General features: G+C 73.2%; 23 protein-coding genes. 13 read left to right on the forward strand and 10 right to left on the reverse strand.

Annotated elements, in window-relative coordinates:
* Window positions 1-302: 302 nt before the first annotated feature.
* The 5 genes from ACFVU9_RS19520 to ACFVU9_RS19540 all read right to left on the reverse strand — a co-directional run bounded on the left by ACFVU9_RS19520 (window position 303) and on the right by ACFVU9_RS19540 (window position 3,359).
* Window positions 303-761: a hypothetical protein gene (locus ACFVU9_RS19520; protein WP_387594727.1), complete on the reverse strand. Its 459-nt coding sequence runs from the start codon at window positions 759-761 to the stop codon at window positions 303-305.
* 82 nt (window positions 762-843) lie between these two features.
* Window positions 844-1,608 carry a YqjF family protein gene (locus ACFVU9_RS19525; protein WP_387594730.1) on the reverse strand — a complete coding sequence of 255 codons (765 nt, stop codon included), beginning with the start codon at window positions 1,606-1,608 and terminating at the stop codon, window positions 844-846.
* Window positions 1,609-1,719: 111 nt separating this feature from the next.
* Window positions 1,720-2,163, reverse strand: coding sequence for an arsenate reductase ArsC (locus ACFVU9_RS19530; RefSeq protein WP_387594733.1), 444 nt, complete (start codon window positions 2,161-2,163; stop codon window positions 1,720-1,722).
* A gap of 72 nt (window positions 2,164-2,235) precedes the next feature.
* On the reverse strand, window positions 2,236-2,982 hold the full coding sequence (locus ACFVU9_RS19535; RefSeq protein WP_387594736.1) for an aquaporin: 747 nt from the start codon (window positions 2,980-2,982) through the stop codon (window positions 2,236-2,238).
* Window positions 2,979-3,359 carry an ArsR/SmtB family transcription factor gene (locus ACFVU9_RS19540; protein WP_380444678.1) on the reverse strand — a complete coding sequence of 127 codons (381 nt, stop codon included), beginning with the start codon at window positions 3,357-3,359 and terminating at the stop codon, window positions 2,979-2,981. The genes ACFVU9_RS19535 and ACFVU9_RS19540 overlap by 4 nt, the downstream gene beginning before the upstream one ends.
* An 89-nt stretch (window positions 3,360-3,448) precedes the next feature.
* Here ACFVU9_RS19540 and ACFVU9_RS19545 point away from each other — a divergent pair, with 89 nt between their 5' ends.
* The 5 genes from ACFVU9_RS19545 (at window position 3,449) to ACFVU9_RS19565 (ending at window position 7,186) form a co-directional block, all read left to right on the forward strand.
* Window positions 3,449-3,919, forward strand: a complete 471-nt coding sequence (locus ACFVU9_RS19545; RefSeq protein WP_387594739.1) for an ArsI/CadI family heavy metal resistance metalloenzyme — start codon at window positions 3,449-3,451, stop codon at window positions 3,917-3,919.
* Between the two features lie 156 nt (window positions 3,920-4,075).
* Window positions 4,076-4,717, forward strand: a complete 642-nt coding sequence (locus tag ACFVU9_RS19550) for a hypothetical protein (RefSeq protein WP_387594742.1) — start codon at window positions 4,076-4,078, stop codon at window positions 4,715-4,717.
* Between the two features lie 76 nt (window positions 4,718-4,793).
* A complete protein-coding gene (locus tag ACFVU9_RS19555; RefSeq protein WP_387594744.1) occupies window positions 4,794-5,804 on the forward strand; it encodes a DUF1996 domain-containing protein in 1,011 nt (336 codons plus the stop codon).
* 57 nt (window positions 5,805-5,861) lie between these two features.
* Window positions 5,862-6,422: a sigma-70 family RNA polymerase sigma factor gene (locus ACFVU9_RS19560; protein ID WP_380444671.1), complete on the forward strand. Its 561-nt coding sequence runs from the start codon at window positions 5,862-5,864 to the stop codon at window positions 6,420-6,422.
* Window positions 6,423-6,463: 41 nt separating this feature from the next.
* Window positions 6,464-7,186, forward strand: a complete 723-nt coding sequence (locus ACFVU9_RS19565) for an anti-sigma factor family protein (RefSeq protein WP_387594748.1) — start codon at window positions 6,464-6,466, stop codon at window positions 7,184-7,186.
* 69 nt (window positions 7,187-7,255) lie between these two features.
* Here ACFVU9_RS19565 and ACFVU9_RS19570 read toward each other — a convergent pair whose 3' ends face one another.
* Complete coding sequence (locus tag ACFVU9_RS19570; RefSeq protein WP_380444668.1) at window positions 7,256-8,449, reverse strand: SPFH domain-containing protein; 1,194 nt, start codon at window positions 8,447-8,449, stop codon at window positions 7,256-7,258.
* A gap of 37 nt (window positions 8,450-8,486) precedes the next feature.
* Window positions 8,487-8,726 (reverse strand): hypothetical protein, encoded by a 240-nt coding sequence (locus ACFVU9_RS19575; RefSeq protein WP_380444666.1) that lies wholly within the window; start codon window positions 8,724-8,726, stop codon window positions 8,487-8,489.
* A 255-nt stretch (window positions 8,727-8,981) separates the two neighbouring features.
* Between ACFVU9_RS19575 and ACFVU9_RS19580 the strand changes: the two genes are divergently transcribed.
* From ACFVU9_RS19580 to ACFVU9_RS19605, 6 genes are all read left to right on the forward strand, one after another.
* Window positions 8,982-9,185, forward strand: a complete 204-nt coding sequence (locus ACFVU9_RS19580; protein ID WP_359959873.1) for a cold-shock protein — start codon at window positions 8,982-8,984, stop codon at window positions 9,183-9,185.
* 369 nt (window positions 9,186-9,554) lie between these two features.
* Window positions 9,555-11,102 carry a DEAD/DEAH box helicase gene (locus ACFVU9_RS19585; protein ID WP_387594753.1) on the forward strand — a complete coding sequence of 516 codons (1,548 nt, stop codon included), beginning with the start codon at window positions 9,555-9,557 and terminating at the stop codon, window positions 11,100-11,102.
* A 167-nt stretch (window positions 11,103-11,269) separates the two neighbouring features.
* Complete coding sequence (locus tag ACFVU9_RS19590) at window positions 11,270-12,082, forward strand: hypothetical protein (RefSeq protein WP_387594755.1); 813 nt, start codon at window positions 11,270-11,272, stop codon at window positions 12,080-12,082.
* A gap of 189 nt (window positions 12,083-12,271) precedes the next feature.
* Window positions 12,272-12,937 carry a septum formation family protein gene (locus ACFVU9_RS19595; RefSeq protein ID WP_387594758.1) on the forward strand — a complete coding sequence of 222 codons (666 nt, stop codon included), beginning with the start codon at window positions 12,272-12,274 and terminating at the stop codon, window positions 12,935-12,937.
* A 92-nt stretch (window positions 12,938-13,029) separates the two neighbouring features.
* Window positions 13,030-13,476: a hypothetical protein gene (locus tag ACFVU9_RS19600; RefSeq protein ID WP_387594761.1), complete on the forward strand. Its 447-nt coding sequence runs from the start codon at window positions 13,030-13,032 to the stop codon at window positions 13,474-13,476.
* A complete protein-coding gene (locus ACFVU9_RS19605) occupies window positions 13,473-14,177 on the forward strand; it encodes a hypothetical protein (protein ID WP_387594764.1) in 705 nt (234 codons plus the stop codon). The genes ACFVU9_RS19600 and ACFVU9_RS19605 overlap by 4 nt, the downstream gene beginning before the upstream one ends.
* 20 nt (window positions 14,178-14,197) lie before the next feature.
* Here ACFVU9_RS19605 and ACFVU9_RS19610 read toward each other — a convergent pair whose 3' ends face one another.
* Entirely contained in the window at window positions 14,198-15,730 is a 1,533-nt protein-coding gene (locus ACFVU9_RS19610) for a LuxR C-terminal-related transcriptional regulator (protein ID WP_387594767.1), read from the reverse strand.
* A 115-nt stretch (window positions 15,731-15,845) separates the two neighbouring features.
* On the opposite strand from ACFVU9_RS19610, the gene ACFVU9_RS19615 reads away from it, so the two are divergent.
* A complete protein-coding gene (locus tag ACFVU9_RS19615; RefSeq protein WP_380447232.1) occupies window positions 15,846-16,211 on the forward strand; it encodes an iron chaperone in 366 nt (121 codons plus the stop codon).
* Window positions 16,212-16,251: 40 nt separating this feature from the next.
* Here ACFVU9_RS19615 and ACFVU9_RS19620 read toward each other — a convergent pair whose 3' ends face one another.
* Window positions 16,252-16,674, reverse strand: coding sequence for a DUF3592 domain-containing protein (locus ACFVU9_RS19620; RefSeq protein WP_387594770.1), 423 nt, complete (start codon window positions 16,672-16,674; stop codon window positions 16,252-16,254).
* Between the two features lie 253 nt (window positions 16,675-16,927).
* Between ACFVU9_RS19620 and ACFVU9_RS19625 the strand changes: the two genes are divergently transcribed.
* On the forward strand, window positions 16,928-17,950 hold the full coding sequence (locus tag ACFVU9_RS19625; protein ID WP_387594772.1) for a polyprenyl synthetase family protein: 1,023 nt from the start codon (window positions 16,928-16,930) through the stop codon (window positions 17,948-17,950).
* A 110-nt stretch (window positions 17,951-18,060) separates the two neighbouring features.
* Here ACFVU9_RS19625 and ACFVU9_RS19630 read toward each other — a convergent pair whose 3' ends face one another.
* The gene (locus ACFVU9_RS19630) at window positions 18,061-18,705 is read right to left on the reverse strand and encodes a hypothetical protein (protein WP_380447238.1); all 645 of its coding nucleotides are present in this window, start codon (window positions 18,703-18,705) and stop codon (window positions 18,061-18,063) included.
* Window positions 18,706-18,763: the final 58 nt, after the last annotated feature.

The raw sequence follows: 18,763 nt of genomic DNA on the forward strand, positions 1-18,763 counted from the left end.
CGGCACGCCGACTGGCCGTGGCGGCCCTGTTCAGTGCTGTGCGCGCAGCGGCCACTGCCGGCGGTACAGCAGTGGCCGGCCTGGCCATGTGGTGGCTTCGGGGGCGGTGACGTCCCGACAGGCGGACGGTACCGGGCGGCCGTCGCGACCGGTGCCGTCCGCCTGTCCCCGTGCCCGTCACCGCGTCCAACGACTCGACTCGCCGGCGACGCGGGTTCGGGGGCAGCGTCCGGCCTCCGGTCGGTCGACCGGTGATCATGGCGCCAGTGATCGTGGCTCCTCCAGACGACGCCCGGGCGGAATCACCCGGCCTCGGCCGACATGATCACCACCGTGAAGCTCGCCGCGTTCCCGGCCTCCGCGCGGAGCGAGCCCGTGTCGCCGTCGACGTGGTCCAGCAGGTACTCGGCCATGTCACGGGCCAGGCTCGCGCTCCGGGGGAACCAGAGCGGGCGGCGGGCCTTCTCGTCGTAGCGGGGCAGGGGCAGGTCGTCCGAGCCCTTCCGTTCGTGGAACGGCTTCGCGTCCGCCGCCACGACGACCCGTACGCGCTTCCGCTCGCCCCAGCCCGAGGGCACCTCCACCACCGTGAGCCGGACGTTCCCGACGCCGTCGTCCATGCCCCACGGGAGTGTCCACTCGAGCAGGCCCTCGATCCCGCCGGCGATGCGCCGCTCGCGGTACTCCTCGATCAGGGGCGGTAACGCGGCGAGCAGCACGCGCAGGTGCCGCAGGACGTCGGCGAACCAGACCTCTTGCACGGGAAACCCCTCCCATTCCTCGCTTACTCGCATCGAAGCGGGGGTCGGGCGCGCCTGGCAAGGGGTCGGCGCGGAGGAAGGCTCAGGGGGTGGGCAGGCCGCCCGGTCGGGTGGGAGGGCCGAAGCGGACGGGCACGCCCGGGGAGTACAGCACGCTCACCGGCGGCCCGGCCGGCGCCGGCAGGCCGGCCGCGGCCACCAACTCGTCGTCGCACTCCAGGAGTTCGGCCCGGTGCAGCGGCCAGCGCGGGTGGACGTTGGGCAGGTGCACCGTCCGGCCGAAGAAGGCGTTGTGCAGGCCCCAGCGGGCGGTCAGGAAGTGTTCGAGGGCGGTCGGCTCCTCGATCCGCCCGCCGACGCGGACGGCGATCCGGGAGCGGGCGCCGCGCGGTCCGGGCCAGCGCCGCCTGCTGGTGTAGGTGAGGGTGTCCGCGTCGCGGCGGATCTCCATCCTGGCCCACATGTAGGGCAGCCGGAAGGCGCTGCGGGCGATGGCCACCGGCAGCAGCCGCGAGGCCTCAAGCGACCGGAACACCACGCCGCGCCGCCCGTGCCGGTCCACCGAGTAGAGCCGCACGTTGGTCTCGGGGAAGGTGCCGAGGTACGGGATGCCCGGCACCTTGAACCAGCCCACGCGGTGCATCCGGAAGGCCACCAGGCCGATGTAGGTGAGGCCGTCGTGCGTGTCCGGCACCGTCCCGGGCGGGAGGAGCGAGGCCACGTCCGCGGGGTCGGCGGCCCAGTGCAGGAACGACAGGTCGAGCCAGGACTGGGTGAGCAGCGTGCTCGGCACGTCGCCCACGGGATCGGGCGTTATCGGCTCCGCGGGGGCAAAGACGGGCGGCATCGCTCCAGCGTCGCACGGCCTGACATCGATCTTTCCGGCGGGGCCGGTGCTCCACTGCCCGCCGCGCGGGGCAGCAGCTCGCCCGAGGCCCCCGCCCGTTCGTCGCCGCCGTCAGCGGGGCTCGATGCCGAGGTCGGCGAGCAGGCCCCGGATGCGCCGTTCGATCTCGTCGCGGATCGGGCGGACCGCGTCGACGCCCTGGCCGGCCGGGTCGTCGAGCTTCCAGTCCAGGTACTTCTTACCCGGGAAGTAGGGGCAGGCGTCGCCGCAGCCCATGGTGATCACGACGTCGGACGTCCGAACGGCTTCGGTGGTGAGCACCTTCGGGGTCTCGGCGGAGATGTCGATCCCGACCTCGGCCAGGGCCTGGACCACGGCCGGGTTCACGGCCTCGGCCGGGGCGGAGCCGGCCGAGCGGACCTCGACCCGGTCGCCGCCGAGGCGGGTGAGGAAGGCGGCGGCCATCTGGGAGCGGCCGGCGTTGTGCACGCAGACGAACAGCACGGAGGGGACGGACGGGACGGACGGGACGGACGGGACGGCGGGAGTACTCACGAACGGGGTCCTCGGGTTTTCGGGGCGGGCAGGAGAATGCGGTGAGGGGAAGGCGGTGCGGGGAAGGCGGGGTCAGCGGGCGGCCGGGGCCGGGTGGTGGTCGCCGTGCGGGACCACCACGTCCTCGCCGGCCGGGGTCGGGCGGCCGAACAGCACCGCGACCAGGGCTACGCCGACGGCCGTACCGACGAGCTGGGCGGCGATGAACGGCAGCACGGAGGCGGGGGCGATGCCGGCGAAGGTGTCCGTGAAGGCGCGGCCGATCGTCACGGCCGGGTTCGCGAAGCTGGTGGAGGAGGTGAACCAGTAGGCGGCGCCGATGTAGGAGGCGACCGCGGCCGGGGCGAGGTGCGCGCGGCCGATGCGGGCCAGTCCGAAGATCAAGAGGATGAGACCGGCGGTGGCGACGGCCTCGCCCAGCCAGAGGTGCGGCGCCGACCGGGCGTGAGTCGACCAGCGCGCGAGCGGCTCGGCGAACATCGCGTCCGCCAGCATTGCGCCGCCGATCGCCCCGGCGACCTGGGCCGGGACATAGGCCGCCGCCTCCCGCAGCGTGGGCCCGTCCCCGTCGCGGCGGCCGGTCCACCAGGCGGCCAGCGTGACCGCGGGGTTGAAGTGGGCGCCGGAGACCGGGCCGAGGAGCAGGATCAGTACGCCGAGGCCGAACACGGTCGCGAGCGAGTTGGCCAGCAGTTGGACGCCGACATCCTGCGAGAGCTCGGTGGCCTGGATGCCGGAGCCGACCACGACGGCGACCAGCGCGCCGGTGCCGGTGAACTCGACGGCCGCCCGGCGGCCCAGCGGAGCCGTCCCGGTCATCTGGACCCCCCGGCGGTGGCCGGCGCCTGGAGCAGGGCGGACAGCTTGGCCAGCGCGACGGGCAGCACCCAGTAGTAGACCCAGGTCCCGCGACGCTCGGAGCCGACCAGGCCGGCCTCGCGCAGGACCTTGAGGTGGTGGGAGATGGTCGGCTGGGAGACGTCGAAGGGACCGGTCAGGTCGCAGACGCACGCCTCGCCGCCCTCGTGCGAGGCGATCAGCGACAGCAGCCGCAGCCGCACCGGGTCGGACAGGGCCTTGAACATCCTCGCCAGGTCGACGGCGGCCTCTTCGTCCAGCGGCTCGCGGACCATCGGCGAGCAGCACGCGACCGCCGTCCCGTCCTGGTCGAGCACCTTCAGCTCCAGATTCGACATGTGTCTATGTTGACGCTCATCTAATCCGGTGGCAAGCTCGCCTGTATCGATATCCATCGAAACAGGAATCCGGATCAGGGAGGATCGCCATGTCCCGCGTCCAGCTCGCCCTGCGCGTCGCCGACCTCAAAGGCTCCGTCGCCTTCTACGCCAAGCTCTTCGGCACCGAACCCGCCAAGCGCCGCCCCGGCTACGCCAACTTCGCCATCACCGAGCCCCCGCTCAAACTCGTCCTCATCGAGGGCGAAGCGGACGAGGAGACCCGCCTGGACCACCTCGGCGTCGAGGTCGCATCCACCGAGCAGGTCGCCGCGACCACCGTCCGGCTCAAGGAGGCCGGCCTGGCCACCTTCGAGGAGAACGACACCTCCTGCTGCTATGCCCTCCAGGACAAGGTCTGGGTACACGGCCCCGGCAAGGAACCCTGGGAGGTCTACGTCGTCAAGGCCGACGCCGACACTCTCGGCAGGGGCTCCGCCGCCGTGGGCGACACCTGCTGCACCACCATCGAGCAGGACGCCGAACCGACAGCCGCCGTGGGCTGCGCCTGCAACTGCTGATCCCGCTCCGATGATGCCGGCGCCGACAGGAACGGACAGTCGGTCAGGAAAAATTTCCGACGGCGTTGAACCGATCCCGCCGAGGATCCGTGTGGAGGGTGCACAGGGCGACACCGCCCGAATCCACAACCACACCTGCTCCAGGGGGAGTTCAGCATGCCCACGTTCACCGTCCCCGCCTTCGCCGCCCGCCGCCTGGTCGCCGTGTCCGGCGTCGCCCTGCTCGCGCTCGCCGCCACCGCCTGCGGGCCCGACACGAGCAGCGGGTACGGCGGGAACAGCTCCAGCAGCGCCGCCGCCCCGGCGGCCACGGCGTCCGCCCCCGCGGCCGGCGGCTCCTCCGGGGTCCGGATCGTCGCCGCGAACTCGCCCGCGCTCGGGCCGATCGTCACCGACTCCGCCGGCCGGACCCTGTACCGCTTCGACAAGGACACCGCCAAGCCGTCCGCGAGCACCTGCACCGACGCCTGCGCGGCGAAGTGGCCGCCGCTCACCGCCCAGGACCCGGTGAAGGTCACCGGGGTCGACTCCACCCTGGTCGGCAGCGTGACCCGGCCGGACGGGACGAAGCAGGTGACCCTCAACGGCTGGCCGCTCTACCGCTTCGCCGGCGACACCGCGGCGGGGCAGACCAGCGGCCAGGGCGTCGGCGGCACCTGGTTCGCGAGCACGCCCGAGGGGAAGAAGGCGGCGGGCATGCCCGGTCAGGCCTCCACCCCGGCCCCCGCCCAGACCCCGTCCGCCGCCCAGACCCCGTCGGCCGCCCCGTCGCAGGGCGGCTACTCCGGGGGCTACTGACCCGCCCCGCCGCGCCCGACGGTCCGGGTGATGGGCCGCCTTGCCCGGGCGGCGGCCCGTCGCCCAGACTGTCGCGGTGCACCGGGAACGTGATCACCACCGGCTGGGCGGCGTCGCGCTCCCGGTCGGCGTCCTGCTCTGCCTCGCCCTGGGGCTGTCGCTGCTGGCGGTCAGGTACTGGCCGGCCGGGCCGGAACCGGCGGCCGGGTTCGTCGACATCACCGCCGTGGCCGTCGCCGCACCCGCCCCTCCGTCCGCCGCCGGACCGGATGCCTCCACCGGCTCGTACGCGCAGGACTGCGGGCGCAATCAGGAGGGGCACCGCAACGCGGACAACGTGGTGATCTCACCCGGCACCGTGGGCGGCGCCCACCACGTGCACGACTACGTCGGCAACCTCTCCACGGACGCGGACTCCACCGACGACAGCCTCGCCGCCGCCGCGACCACCTGCACCAGCGGCGACCGCTCGACCTACTACTGGCCGGTGCTGCGCCGCACCGACGGCGCCGCACCGCGAACCACGGCCGGGGCGCCCGACGACGACCCGCACGGCAACACCGGCGAGATCCTCACCCCCGACACCGTCACCATCGAGTACCTCGGCAATCCATGGGCCAAGGTCGTACCGATGCCGCGCTTCCTCCGGCTCCTGGAGGGCGACCCGACCGCCGCCACCGACGGCGGCGCGGACGCCGGCGCCCGCTGGGGCTGCACGGGCTTCGCCGGCCGCACGACCACCGATCGCTACCCGCTCTGCCCCGCCGGGAGCCTCCTCACCCGCACCCTGGACTTCCCCAGCTGCTGGGACGGGCGCGGCACGGACAGTTCCGGCCACCGCTCGCACGTGCGGTTCCCGGACGCCGCCGGCGTCTGCCCGCACGACACCTTCCCGGTCCCGCACCTGCGGGTGACCGTCGGCTACCGCCCGCCGCCAGCCCGGGAGTTCGCCCTGGACGCCTTCCCCGAGCAGCACCACAGTCCGCTCACCGACCACGCGGTGTTCATCGGCCTGATGACCGACCGGCAGATGGCCGCCGTGGTGGCCTGCCTGAACGAGAACCGGACCTGCCGGGAATCCGGTTGAACCGAACGGCCCCCGCGTACGTGCTGGACGTGGCACCCGACGACGGAGGAATGGCGGATGGCGAGGACACGATCAGCCGGGCGGCAGGACGCCGCCGACGAGGCACTGATCCGGACGCTCTACGAGCAGCACGGCGCCGCGCTGCTCGCCTACGCCGTCCGGCTCACCGGCGACCGCGCGGCGGCCGAGGACGCCGTCCAGGAGACCCTGATCCGGGCCTGGCGCAACCCCGAGGCACTGACCGAGGCCCGCGGGTCGGTACGCGGCTGGCTGCTGACCGTGGAACGCAACCTGATCACCGACCGGTTCCGGGCCCGGGCCGCCCGGCCGGCCGAGGTGGCGGAGGTCTCCGAGGCGACGGCCACCGTGCCGGTCGAGCACGACCACGCCGAGGGCGTGGTGGAGGCGCTGGTGATGTCGCAGGCGCTGGAGCGGCTCTCGCCCGAGCACCGCGACGTGCTGCGCTCGATCTACTTCCAGCGGCTGTCCGTCAGCGAGGCCGCGGAGCAGCTGGGGGTGCCGGCCGGCACGGTCAAGTCCCGCGCGCACTACGCGCTCCGGGCGCTCAAACGCTCGTACACCGGCAGGTCGGGGACGTGGCAGGAGGTGTCGGCGTGACCAGGGACGACTCGCATGGGAACGACGCGAACAGGAACGACGTGAGCACGACACCGCACGAGTGGAGCGCGGAGCTCGTCGGCGCCTACGTGCTGGGTGCACTCGATCCGGCCGAGGCGGCGGCGGTCGAACGGCACCTGGCCGACTGCCCGGCCTGCCGTCAGGAGGTGACCGAATTGCGCGAGCTGGAGACCGCCCTGGGCGAGGTGCCGCCCGAACTGCTCGTGGACGGCCCGCCCGAGGGCGGCGACCTGCTGCTGCAGCGCACCCTGCGCCGGGCCCGGGCCGAACGCGGCTCGGCGCTGCGCCGACGCCGGGCCCGGATCGGCGCTGCTGCCGCCGTCGCTGCGGCAGCGGCGCTCGTCGCCGGGATCGCGCTGGGCCGCACCACCGCGCCCGCACCACCGGTGGCAGCCGGCCCGGCTCCGAGCACCACCGTCGCCACCCCGCCCCCAGCCGGCACCAGGACGGGCTCCGCGACGGACCCGGCCACCGGCGCCCGGATGACGCTGACGGTGACGCCGGCGATGGGCTGGGTCCGGGTCAACGCGGCCGTCACCGGCATCCCGGCCGGCCAGCGCTGCCACCTGGTGGTCAACGGCAAGGGCGGGACGAAGGCGGACGCGGGCAGCTGGCTGGTCTCCACCGTCGGCGCCAAGTCCGGTACCACACTGGATGGTTCGGCGATCGTCGCACCGGAGGACGTGGCCTCGGTGTCGGTCGTGAACGAGTCCGGCCAGACCTTCGTGACGGTCCCCGTCTAGGCAGCGATCATCCCGGTGGGTCCGCCCCGAGAGCGGGCGGACCCACCGGGAGTGAGCTCCCGCCGGGGTTCAGGTGCGCTCCGGGATCCGGGGAGCCGGGTTGGCCTTGCCGTCGCCGTGCGGGCCCGTCGAGTGCTGGAGGGAGTGCAGGATCGCGAGGCCCTGGCTGACGATGCCGGCCGCCATCTGGTTGACGCCGTCGCTCCCGTTGAGGACGGTGAGGTCGGCCCCGGACATGCCGCGGGCGGCCGCGTCGGCGAGGGCCGGGAGGTTCTCCACGATCCGGTTGGCGGCGATGAGTTCCTGGTTCCCGCCGCGCAGCGAGTCGGCCCGGGCCGTGTTGGCGTCCGCCTGTGCCTGGGCCAGGGTCCGTTCGCTGTAGGCGCTGCCGTCCGCCTCGAACTTCACCCGGTCACGGGCGGCTTCGGCCAGCGTCCGCTGCCGGTACGCCTCCGCGTCCGCCGGGCGCCGCACCTCCGCCTCCAGCTGCTGCGCCGCGAGCGCGGCCCGGCGCTGGGCGAGCGCGGTCTGCTCCTCGATGACGTCCTGGGAGGCGCGGGCCTCGGCGAGCGGGCCGGCCTGGGCGGCGCGGGCCCTGGACTGTTCCGTCTCGGCGAGGAAGCCGGCCCGCTTGATCGCGGTGTCCCGCTCGTACTCCGCCTTCAGCGCGGCCGCCTGCTGTTCCCGCTCGGTGGCCTCCTGGTCGGCCTTGGCCTGGGCGATCCGGGCCTGGCTGGCGACCGCCGCCACGTGCGGCGCGGCGAGGTTGTCGATGTAGCCGGTCGAGTCCTCGATCTCCTGGATCTGCAGGGCGTCGACCACGATGCCGAGCTTCTCCATCTCGCCGTGGCTGCCCGCCATCACCTCCTGGGCGACCCTGCTGCGCTCCCGGATGATCTGCTCCACGGTCAGCCCGCCGATGATCGACCGCAGGTGGCCGGCGAAGATCCGGCCGACGAGCTCCTCCATCTGGTTCTGCTCCGAGAGGAAGCGGCGGGCGGCGTTGGCGATCGACACGGCGTCGTCTCCGACCTTGAACACGCAGACCGCGCGCACGGTGAGCCGGATGCCCTGCTGGGTGACGCAGTCCTCGGCGATCGTCGCCTCCCGGAGGGCCAGGGAGAGCATCCGGACCTTCTGCTTGACCGGCAGGACCAGGCTGCCGTGACCGGTGACGATGCGGAACTGGGTGTCCTGCGACTGGCGCTTGGACCCGGATATGAGCATCGCCTCGTTGGGTGCGGGAACGTGCCAGAAGAACATGACCGACCACCTGACCTGCGGGGATTCCGACACGCGCCTAGGGCGGCAGGAGCTCGACGATCACCGAGCGGGCCGAGATCGCGTCCACCACGACCACCCGGACGTCCCGGCCGACCGGTTCCGAGCACCAGGCCGCGAACGCCTCCGACCCGCCCCGCAGGGCGACCAGGACCTCGCCCGGACCGCCCGGCGGAATGGGCACCGTCACCCTGCCGACAGCCCCGACCGGGCTCTGCGAGGAGTCGTCGGCTGCCGCGCGCATGCGCTCGTGCGCCACGTGTTCCACGGTACTCCGGCAGCGGCACGGGAACCCGTCCCGGAATCGGGCGTGGAAAATCGACCCGTCGCAGGCCCGAGCCTGCTAGAGTCGTTTTAGTTGCAGTAGTGGTTCCCAAGAACTTTGTGTGCGCCTGCCGATGTTTTGCAGGCGCATTTTTTGTTTTCCCGGCTCTTCCCCGGGTGGGCACTCCATGCGGCGACTCGAAACCCGCACCGTGCGGGCTTCGGACAGCCCCTTGAAGGAGTAATTTTTATGGCTAATGGCACCGTGAAGTGGTTCAACTCGGAGAAGGGCTTCGGCTTCATCGAGCAGGAGGGTGGCGGCCCCGACGTCTTCGCCCACTACTCGAACATCAACGCCAACGGCTTCCGTGAGCTGCTTGAGGGCCAGAAGGTCGAGTTCGACGTCGCGCAGGGCCAGAAGGGCCCGCAGGCCGAGAACATCCGCCCGCTGTAGTACTTCTGCCACGGCACCCGCCTGGTAGCGAGGGGCCCGCACCGCGCACACGCCCGGTGCGGGCCCCTCGGCATCGCGCCACGACGCATCCCCCCGGCCGTTCAAGGCCCTGGCTCCGCCACCGGCGGCCATCCCCACGCGAGACGCACAGCGCCGCGTCGGGATCGGCGCCCTGCCGTGACAGCTCACGGTTCGAGGTTCCCCGCTCCCGCCCTCCGCGGTGAGCGCCGACCGTAGGTGACGTGCCGCACGGTTCCACCGTCCACGCTCCGCCCGTCACATTCTCGGCCCGTTCCCTTGCGGTCTCCGCCCGCGCCCCGCGCCCCGGAGCCTTCCTCGTGACGTGCCGCACCGAGGAAGGTTCTCCGCATGGCCCGCTCCAGTCGCTCTTCGTACCAGAACGCCAACTCCCGCTCCGCCCGGGGCTCCCGCTCCGGCGGAAGCTCCTTCTACGGCGACCGGCCCGCCGGAGGCCGCCGCCCCGCCGGCCGGAGCGCCCCTCAGGGCCCGTCCGCCCAGGGCGAGTTCGCGATGCCGGTGAGCACCACCCCGGCGCTGCCGGCCGTCGAGTCCTTCGAGGAGCTGGACATGCCGAAGGCGCTGCTGTCGGTGCTGGCCCGCGAGGGCGTCACCGCGCCGTTCCCGATCCAGGCCGCGACGCTGCCGAACTCGCTGGCCGGCCGCGACCTCCTCGGCCGGGGCCGGACCGGCTCCGGCAAGACCATCGCGTTCGGCCTCCCCGTGCTGGCCCGCACGGCCGGGCAGCGGGCCGAGCCGCGCCAGCCGCTGGCCCTGGTCCTGGTCCCCACCCGCGAGCTCGCGCAGCAGGTCTCCGAGGCCCTCGCCCCCTACGCCCGCGCCGTGCACCTGCGGATGGCGACCGTGGTGGGCGGGACGTCGATGAGCCGCCAGGCCTGGCTGCTGAACCGCGGCGCCGAGGTCGTGGTGGCCACTCCGGGCCGCCTCAAGGACCTGATCCAGCGCGGCGACTGCCGGCTGGACCGGGTCGGCATCACGGTGCTCGACGAGGCCGACCAGATGGCCGACATGGGCTTCCTGCCGCAGGTCACCGAGCTCCTCGAACAGGTCGCCGCGGGCGGCCAGACCATGCTCTTCTCCGCCACCCTGGACCGCAACGTCGACCGCCTCGTGCGGCAGTTCCTCAAGGACCCGGTCACGCACTCGGTGGACCCGTCCGCGGCGACGGTCAGCACCATGGAGCACCACGTGCTGCACGTGCAGAACGTCGACAAGAACGCCACGATCGCCCACATCGCCTCCCGCGACGGCGGACTGATCATGTTCGCCGACACCAGGGACAGCGCGGACCGCCTGGTGACGGACCTGCTCGCGAACGGTGTGAAGGCCGCGGCCCTGCACGGCGGCAAGTCCCAGCCGCAGCGCACCCGCACCCTGGACCAGTTCCGCACCGGCGAGGTGACCGCGCTGATCGCGACCAACGTGGCGGCCCGGGGCATCCACATCGACGGGCTCGACCTCGTCGTCAACCTGGACCCGCCGAGCGACCACAAGGACTACCTGCACCGGGGCGGGCGCACGGCCCGGGCCGGCGAGTCCGGGACCGTCGTCACCCTGGTCCTGCCCAGCCAGCGCCGCGCGACGGCCCGCCTGATGAGCGCCGCCGGCATCACCCCCGTCACCACCAGGGTCAGCGCCGGCGACGAAGACCTGGCCCGCATCACCGGCGCCCGCGTGCCCACCGGCGTGCCCGTCGTCATCGCCGACCCCGTGGTCGAGCGGCCGCGCCGCAGCGCGTCGACGAGCCGCGGCCGCCGCGGCCGTCCCGGCGGAGACGCCCGGTCCGCCTCCGCGGGCGGCCGGTCCGCCGGCGGCCGCGACGACCAGGGCCCCGCCGGCCGCCGCCGGACGCCCAGGAACGCCGCGCGCGCGGCGTGACACCACCCGAGGTCGAGGTGCTCTTCCCGGAACGGAGACGGTTCGGTAGTTCTACGGATGTGCCCGCGTGGCAGGTCCGACACGATGGTTCCACGGCGTCGAGGCGAGGTCCGCTCCGCTCTGCGCCGGGATTGACACACCATCGACTTCTCTGAGGCATCCGAATCATGAAGAAGACCACGCTCGCCGGTTCGGTGAGGGCCGCCACCCTCGCCGGGTTCCTCTGCCTCGGCCTGAGCACCGTGACGTCGTGTTCCGGCGGTGCGGCCGAGCCCGCCGACACCGTCAAGCCCGCCGCCGCCCCGCCGAGCTCCGCAGCGGCGCCCGGCCCGGCGGGCTCGGCGGGTTCGGCAGGCTCGGCGGGTTCGGCGCAGGCCGCGGCGCACGGGGATGCCACCCGCTACCAGGCGTCCGCCTGGCTTCCCGCGAAGAGCCTGCCGCTGTACGGCACGTACCTGTGGGTGTCCGAGAACACCGAGGACCCGAAGTCCAGCGACGACGCCCTGAACTGGATGTACGCCTGCAGCGACGGCAGCAAGGAACCGACCGACGCCCTGAAGATCTCGGCCTACCAGACCAGGCAGTACAGGACCGACCTCAAGGACGACCCCAGGGCCGCCGCCTTCCAGTGGATGCTCTACTTCAAGGACGAGGCCGCCGCGAAGGCCGCGCTGACCAAGATCGAGAACGACTACGCCTACTGCGCCGCCCGTTCGTCCGACGAATCGAGCCGGACCACGGTCGTCAAGACGGCCACCGGCTCCGGGGGCATCAGCTGGCTCACCACCGTCCGGGACAAGGACGGCAAGCCGCACGTCGCGTTCGCGGACGTCGGCTCCGACGCCCACGAGTACTTCGTCCAGTCGGGCAACGTCATCAGCCTGGTCCAGGCCATGGGCGACACGCCCGCCATCGACCCTGCCACGGCCGACGGACAGATGCTCGGCGCCATGGCCGCGGCCCTGGGGACGATGCGCTGAGCCCGAACGCCGGCCGTCTCGTCGCCCGCGGCCTCGTCCTGCGGCGCGCGCTCCGGCCCATCAGCCGGCCGTTCCGCGCCCGAGGATCGGGTAGTCGAATCGCGTAGTTCTACCGATGCCGCGGCACCGCCCGCCTCCCCATACTCGGCCTGGCAACACGAGTGAACGCGGAGAGGTGACGACAAGGCGATGGCTGCACCGCACAACCAGAACGACCCGGATGTCCGGCAACTCACGGACGACACCTGGCAGTTCGGCCAGGAGGACCCGCCCGGCCGGTCGGCCGGGCAGCAGTACGGCCGGCCCGCCACGGCGCCGCCCGGATACTTCGCGCCCGCGAAGCCGAAGCGCCGCCCCTTCCGGACCGCCTACTTCGCGCTCCTGGGCGTGCTGTTCTGCAGCATGCTCGGCCTCGTCGGCTTCCTCGTCCTGAACCGCCCCCACCCGGCCCCGGACGCGCAGGTCGACGGCAACGGCAACGTCACCAAGGGCGGTGACCTCGGCCTCCGCAGCCTGACCACCGGCCAGTGCTTCGACGAGCCGAGCGGCGCCGCCCAGCAGCAGGTGGACGGGGTCTCGGCCGTCCCGTGCGGCGACCCGCACGACGCCCAGGTGATCGGCTACTCCATGCTCACCGACTCCTCGTACGACGAGGCGAAGATCAAGGACGAGGCCGCCGCGGCGTGTCAGAAGCTGTCCGCGGGCCCGACCGTCGACCGGACCAAGCTCGGCAGCGGTGCGAACATCGTGGACTTCGTCCCGACCGCGGGCTCCTGGCAGCACCTCGACCGCAAGGTCACCTGTGCCGTCGACAACGGAACCGGCGCCAAGCTCACCGGCTCGGTGCTCAAATGACCGGGCACAGCGGATCCCGGCGCAGCGGGTCCCGGCACGGCGAGTCGGAGCATGGCGAGTCGGAGCACGGCGAATCCCCCTTCGGCCCTGTCGTGGCGCACTTCCGGGGCACCATCCGCTTCGGCGGGTACCTGCCCTACATCGGGTCCCTGGCGCTGATCGCGGGAGTGGCCGGAGTCGTCACGGGAGCGCTCCTCAACGGGCTGTACGGCCTGGTGGTGGGTGTCCTGGCCTGGTCGCCGTCCGTCCTGGCGTGGCGGCACGAGGTGGAGGTCCACCAGCAGGGCTTCGTCTGGCGGCGCCCGACCGGAACGCGGAGCTTCAGGTACGCCGAGATCAGGGGTGTGCAACGCACCAGGGTCAGCAGCTTCCTGCTGGGCACCTACGACGCCGTGACGGTGACCCTGCTCAGCGGGCACGAAGTCCTCGTCGGACCGGTCCAGGACACGCCGCGGCTCGCGAGGCTCCTGGCCGGCGCGGAGCCCGCTCCGGTACCCGCCTGGCAGCCGCCGGACACGACCGGACGGAGCGCCCGGTGACCGCCGCCCTGATCATCCCCGCGATCGGCATCCTGATCGGCGGATTCGTCCTGGCCCGGGGCACGCTGCTGACACGCGGCAGCAGCCGCACGTACGCCCGGTACCAGGCGGGACACCTGGCCTGGCTGCTCGGGCTCGACCTGGTCGAGGGCGACCCGGCGACGAACCTGGGCGTGCGGATCGCGAACCCCGAGATGCGGCGCGGCCATGCGCCGGACCAGCCCCTGCTCGTCCGGGTCCGGCTGGCCGGCTCACCGCAGGGGGTGCCGGTCGAGCTCTCCTACGAGTACCGGGAGCAGTCGGTCCGGGGCCTCGGCTCGGTCACCCGGGACGAACGGTTCGCCTGCGGGATGACCGTTCGGGCGCGACGGCCGTTCCCGCCCTTCGAGGTGACGTCCCGCAAGGTCCCGCACGGCAGCATCGACCGCCTGCATGAACTGCCCGCGACGGACACCGGACGGCCCGCGGTCGACGCCGCCTACCTCGTCACCACCTCCGCACCCGCCATGGCCGAGCTGCTCGGGGGCCTGTTGGAGGGTTTCGCCCCGCTCGTCCCTTCGGGCGTGCACCTGGTCGGCGACGGGCAGCACGTCACGTTCGTGATGCGGCAGCGGGGGTTCCCGTTCGTCCGCACCTCACTCGACCACGCGGTCACCCTGCGGGACCAACTCACCGCCCTCGCCCGGGGCGTGGGCGGCTGAGCGACTGGACCACGACCGCCTCACCCCGCGCCCGGCGCCTCGGTCAGCAGGGCGCGGGTGAGGCTCGCCCGGTTGGCGACACCGAGTTTGCGGTAGATCCGGCCGAGGTGACCGTCGACCGTCCGTACACTGAGGACCAGCGTGCCGGCGATCTCACCGCTCGTCAGACCGGTGCCGGCCAGGCGGGCGATCTCCCGTTCCCGTCCGGTGAGCGCGGCCAGCACGGCCGACGGGTCGGGGGCGTCGCGGCCGCCGGCATCCTGCGCCGCATCGCGCAGCGCGTCGAGCAGGGCCCGGCTCTCGTCGGCGTCCCCGGTCAGCAGCCGGGTCCGTGCGAGCAGCACCCGTGCCTCGTGCCAGTGGTCCTCGCCCTCCCGGAGCAGCGACAGGGCGGCCGAGAGGTACTCGGCCGACGTCGCGGGAGAGGTGTGCAGCGCGTTGCGCGCGGCGGCGATCAGGGTCGTGACGTGCTCCGGCGCGCCGGGATCGGCGGCCCGTGCCACGTGGTGGGCCCGCCGGGCGATCGGCGCCGCCCGCTCGGCGAGCGCGGCCGCGGCGCGGCGGTGCAGTGTCAGGCGCCGGCTGGGTTCGAGGCGCTGGTGCACGACCTCGGCCACCGCCCGGTGACGCAGCACCAGCTGCGGCGCGCGTTCGGCCGGGCGCAGCAGGTCGAGACCGGTGAGGGTGTCCAGCGCCCGCATGGTCTCGGCCGGTTCCAGCCCCGCGACGGCGGCGAGCAGCTCCGGGTGGAACGGCTCGCCGAGCACCGCGGCGGCCTGGACCGCGGCGAGCGCGGCGTCGTCGAGGGCGGCGAGCTCACCGAGGACCGCCGTGCCGGCCTCGGCGATCGCCTCGCCGTCGGCGGCCAGGATCCGGAGGTACTGCGGGTTGCCGAGACCCTCCTGGTACAGCGCGTCGAAGCGGTGTACGTCGTCGAAGCGGTTCACGTCGGCGAAGCGGTTCACGCCGGGGAGCTCACCGAGCAGTTCCGCGGCCTCCTCCCGGGAGAGCGCGCCGAGCTGCCACACCTCCAGCAGGCCGGCGAACGTCGCCCGGGAGAGCACTGCGGCGATCGCGGGCGACAGCTGGCGCTGCCGGTAGGCCAGCAGGCAGAGCAGCGGGCCGGTGGCCGCCGCGTGGATCATCCGCTCCAGGCCCGGGATCTGGTCGGCGGCGAGCTGGTGCACGTCGTCCAGGACCACCACGGCGGCACCGCCCCGCGCCACCTGCCGGCGCACGTCGCAGTTGTCGTCGAGCAGCGGCCGGAAGCCCGGGAGCGCGGCCGCGATCTCGTACTGCCCCTGGGCCGCAGCCACCCGGACCCCCGCCGCCCTGGCGTGCGCGGCGGCCGTGAACATCAGCGTGCTCTTGCCGATGCCCGGCTCCCCCACCAGCGCGATCGCCCGCCCGCCGGCCGACCCCAGGCCGTCCAGCACCGCCAGCAGCGCCTCGGTCTCCCGCGCCCGCCCGAGGAGCCGGCGCCCTCCGGCGACCGCGTCCCGCGCCGGCAGGCCCCTGATGAGCGGGCCGCCGTTCCGTATCTCGTCCGACATGACCGGCACAGTAGCGGCCCCGGCTGACGCCGACATCGCGCGACCGTGTCCCGGGCCGCCCCGGGGCCGTCTCGCCCTGTTGATGGGGACCTCGAATCCGGCATAACCTCCCGGAATGGTGCAGAGCAAGGCCGTCGACGTCGACGGCTACCTGATCGAGGTTCCCGAGGAGCAGCGAGCCGTCCTGGCCGAGGTGCGGCAGCTGTGCCGCGAGGAGTTGGCGGGCTTCGACGAGGTCATGGCGTACGGGATGCCCGCGTACGAGCGGGACGGCGTTTGCGAGATCGCGTTCGCTCGCCAGAAGCAGTACTTCTCCTTCTACCTCATGCGCAGTGACGTCCGCGAGGCGTTCGAGGAGCGGCTGGCCGGGCAGGACATGGGCAAGGGTTGTCTGCGGTTCCGCAAACCGGAGGACATCGACTTCGGCCTGTTGCGGGACCTGCTCAAGGCCACCGCCGCCCGGCCCGGAAAGATCTGCTGACTCCTGCCGGTCACGGGGGCACCGCGCGGCCGGCGTCGCGTCAGCGCGGGGGTACCGGAGACGTGTGGAGCGTGCCGGAGAGGATGAGCAGCGCAGCGGCGACGAAGCAGGTTCCCACCAGGAACCCCATGATCGGGAACTGCCAGCCCAGCCGGCCACCGGCTTCCCGGGCCTGCTGCGGCCGTCCGGGCGGGTAGCAGACGATCACCTCGCTGCCCGGTCCCCCGGGCCGCGACAGGTACACCTCCTGCCGGTGCACCCCGCCCTCCGGCGCCTGGAACCGGACGACGCCCTTCCAGCGAGGTCCTCCCCTGTTCGTGCGCTCGCGGAAGCACTGGAGGAGCATGCCGACGACCCGGGTCCCCCTCTGGGCGCGCACCTGCCGAACGGCGCTCGTGAGGGAGAAGCCCCACAGGCCGACGCCCATCACCAGAAGGAACCACAACCCGCCGTCGCCGTGCATGGCGCGACCCACCGTCTTCCGTAGCAGGAACGAGGCCGCCCAGGCTACGCGACCGCCGGTCCCCCGCCCGGGGTGGGGCCCGCCCGCCCGCACTTCCACAGGCACGGGCACGGACACCACGGGCACGCACCCGTCCACGTCGGGTTGCGGAGGCCGCCGGAACGGGGCGTCATGACAGGAGGGACCGCGCCTGCCTGCCCCGGGAAGCGGCGCCGCGCCGTTCCCCGGCCACTAGAGAATGTCGGAGACCTCCGTGCAGACCGTTCGCACCTCACCGCAGATCACCCGGGACGTCATCGCCTTCATGGAGCCCGCGCTGCGCGCAGCGACGGCCCGGCTCGACGAACCCGTCCGGCGGATGACGGAGTACCACTTCGGGTGGGTCGACGCCGAGGGCCGCCCGACGACACCGGTCGGCTTCCGTCGGCGGCCGGCGCTGGTCGCCCTGCTGTGCGCGGGCAGCGGCCCGCAGGCGTGGGAGGCGGTCCGGACGGCAGCCGTCGCCGGCACCCTGATGTCGGCCGCCGGGACCGTCCACGACGACGTCATCGACCAGGAGATGGTCCGCAAGGGCCGGCCGACCCTCTGGACGGCCTTCGGCGTGCCGGCCGCGATCCAGGTCGGGGTCGCCCTGCACTGCCTCGCGTTCGAGCTCCTCGCCGAGGAGGGCGACCGGGTCTCCACCGAGCTGATCCGGCGGGCCGCCCGCGCCATCCGGGAGTGCTGCTCGGGGCAGATCCGCGACCTGGAGTCGGAGGGCACGTCCCGGATGAGCCTGGAGCTCTCGCTGGAACTACTGGAGAGCACCATCGCCCTCCCCACCGCCGGGGTGTGCCTCGCCGGCGCCCTGGTTCGCGGCGCCGGCGAGGAGGAACTGGTCGCGGCCGAACGGTTCGGCTACCACGCCGGCATGGCCATGGCCTTCTTCGACGACTGGGAGGGCGTCTGGGGCACCTCCCGCGACACCCTCGAGGACCCGCTGGCCGACCTGCGGCGGCGCAAGTCCCGGGCCTTCGTCGCGGTCGCCCTCCGGTCCGACGGACCGGCCCGCGACCAGCTCGCCGCCTTCTACGACGACACCGCCGTGCCCACCCTCGACCAGCTCCGGCACGTCGCCGGCCTCATCGAGGAGTGCCGGGGCCGCGCCTGGCTGGAGGAGCGGATCCGGGAGCACATCCGGCTGGCCCACGGGATCCTGCCGCAGGCCGTACCGGACCCCGTCGCGCGGGCCGAGCTCGCCGCGTTCGTCGCCGCCATCGCCGACGAACTGCCCTGACGGGCGCACGATCCGGGGTCGGGAGCACAGGGGACCGCAGGAGGAGGGGCGGGGCGCAGCGGTGTTCGCCGTCTCACCGCCGACGATCCGCCGCCTTCTCGTGGAGACCGTCAGTACTGGGCGAGGTCGAGGGAGCGGACGTCCTGCGGGGCCAGCGCCGTGACCGGGCCGAGGGGGATGCACTCCCCGGTCCCGGCGAAGGTGCACAGCTTGGCCTCGTGCAGGTCGTCGCCCTCGGGCACGAACTTCCAGATGTATGCGAAGTAGGCCGTGTCGGCTTCGAGGGGGCGTCCCGGCCACACCGCGCCGAAGGTGTGTCCGGCACGGGCATCGGCCTCGGTCAGGAAGTGCGACTCCCCGTCGACGTTCCAGCAGCCCGTCCCGGGGATGCTCTCGCAGGCGGGGTACCTGATGGCCCAGGCCATGAACATGGGCGACCTGGCGGTACGGCCCTCGGGGTCCGAGGTGACCTTGAGCCGGACCAGCAGGGCGGTCTTCCCCGCGGGGGCCGCGACTCCGGGGAGTGCGGCGCTGGTCCCGACACTGACGACCTGGGCCTTGATCGTGTCACCGTGGATCGCCGGCCCTGTGGGGGACGGGAAGGGCGACGGGCTCGGGGAGACGGCGACGAGCGTTGTCGGGTGCGGTACTGAGCCTCCCGGCGCGGCACCGATCGGACCACTGCTGCAACCCGCGAGTGCCGTGATCGCGATGCCGAGCGCCGCGACCTGCTTCGTCAGTCGATGAATCGTCATGAATCCCCCGTTACCGTGCCGGGCCGCGTGGTCCCCGGCCCCGTGCGAACCACCGGAT

Source organism: Kitasatospora sp. NPDC057936, assembly GCF_042887525.1.
In the GTDB taxonomy this organism is placed as follows: Bacteria; Actinomycetota; Actinomycetes; order Streptomycetales; family Streptomycetaceae; genus Kitasatospora.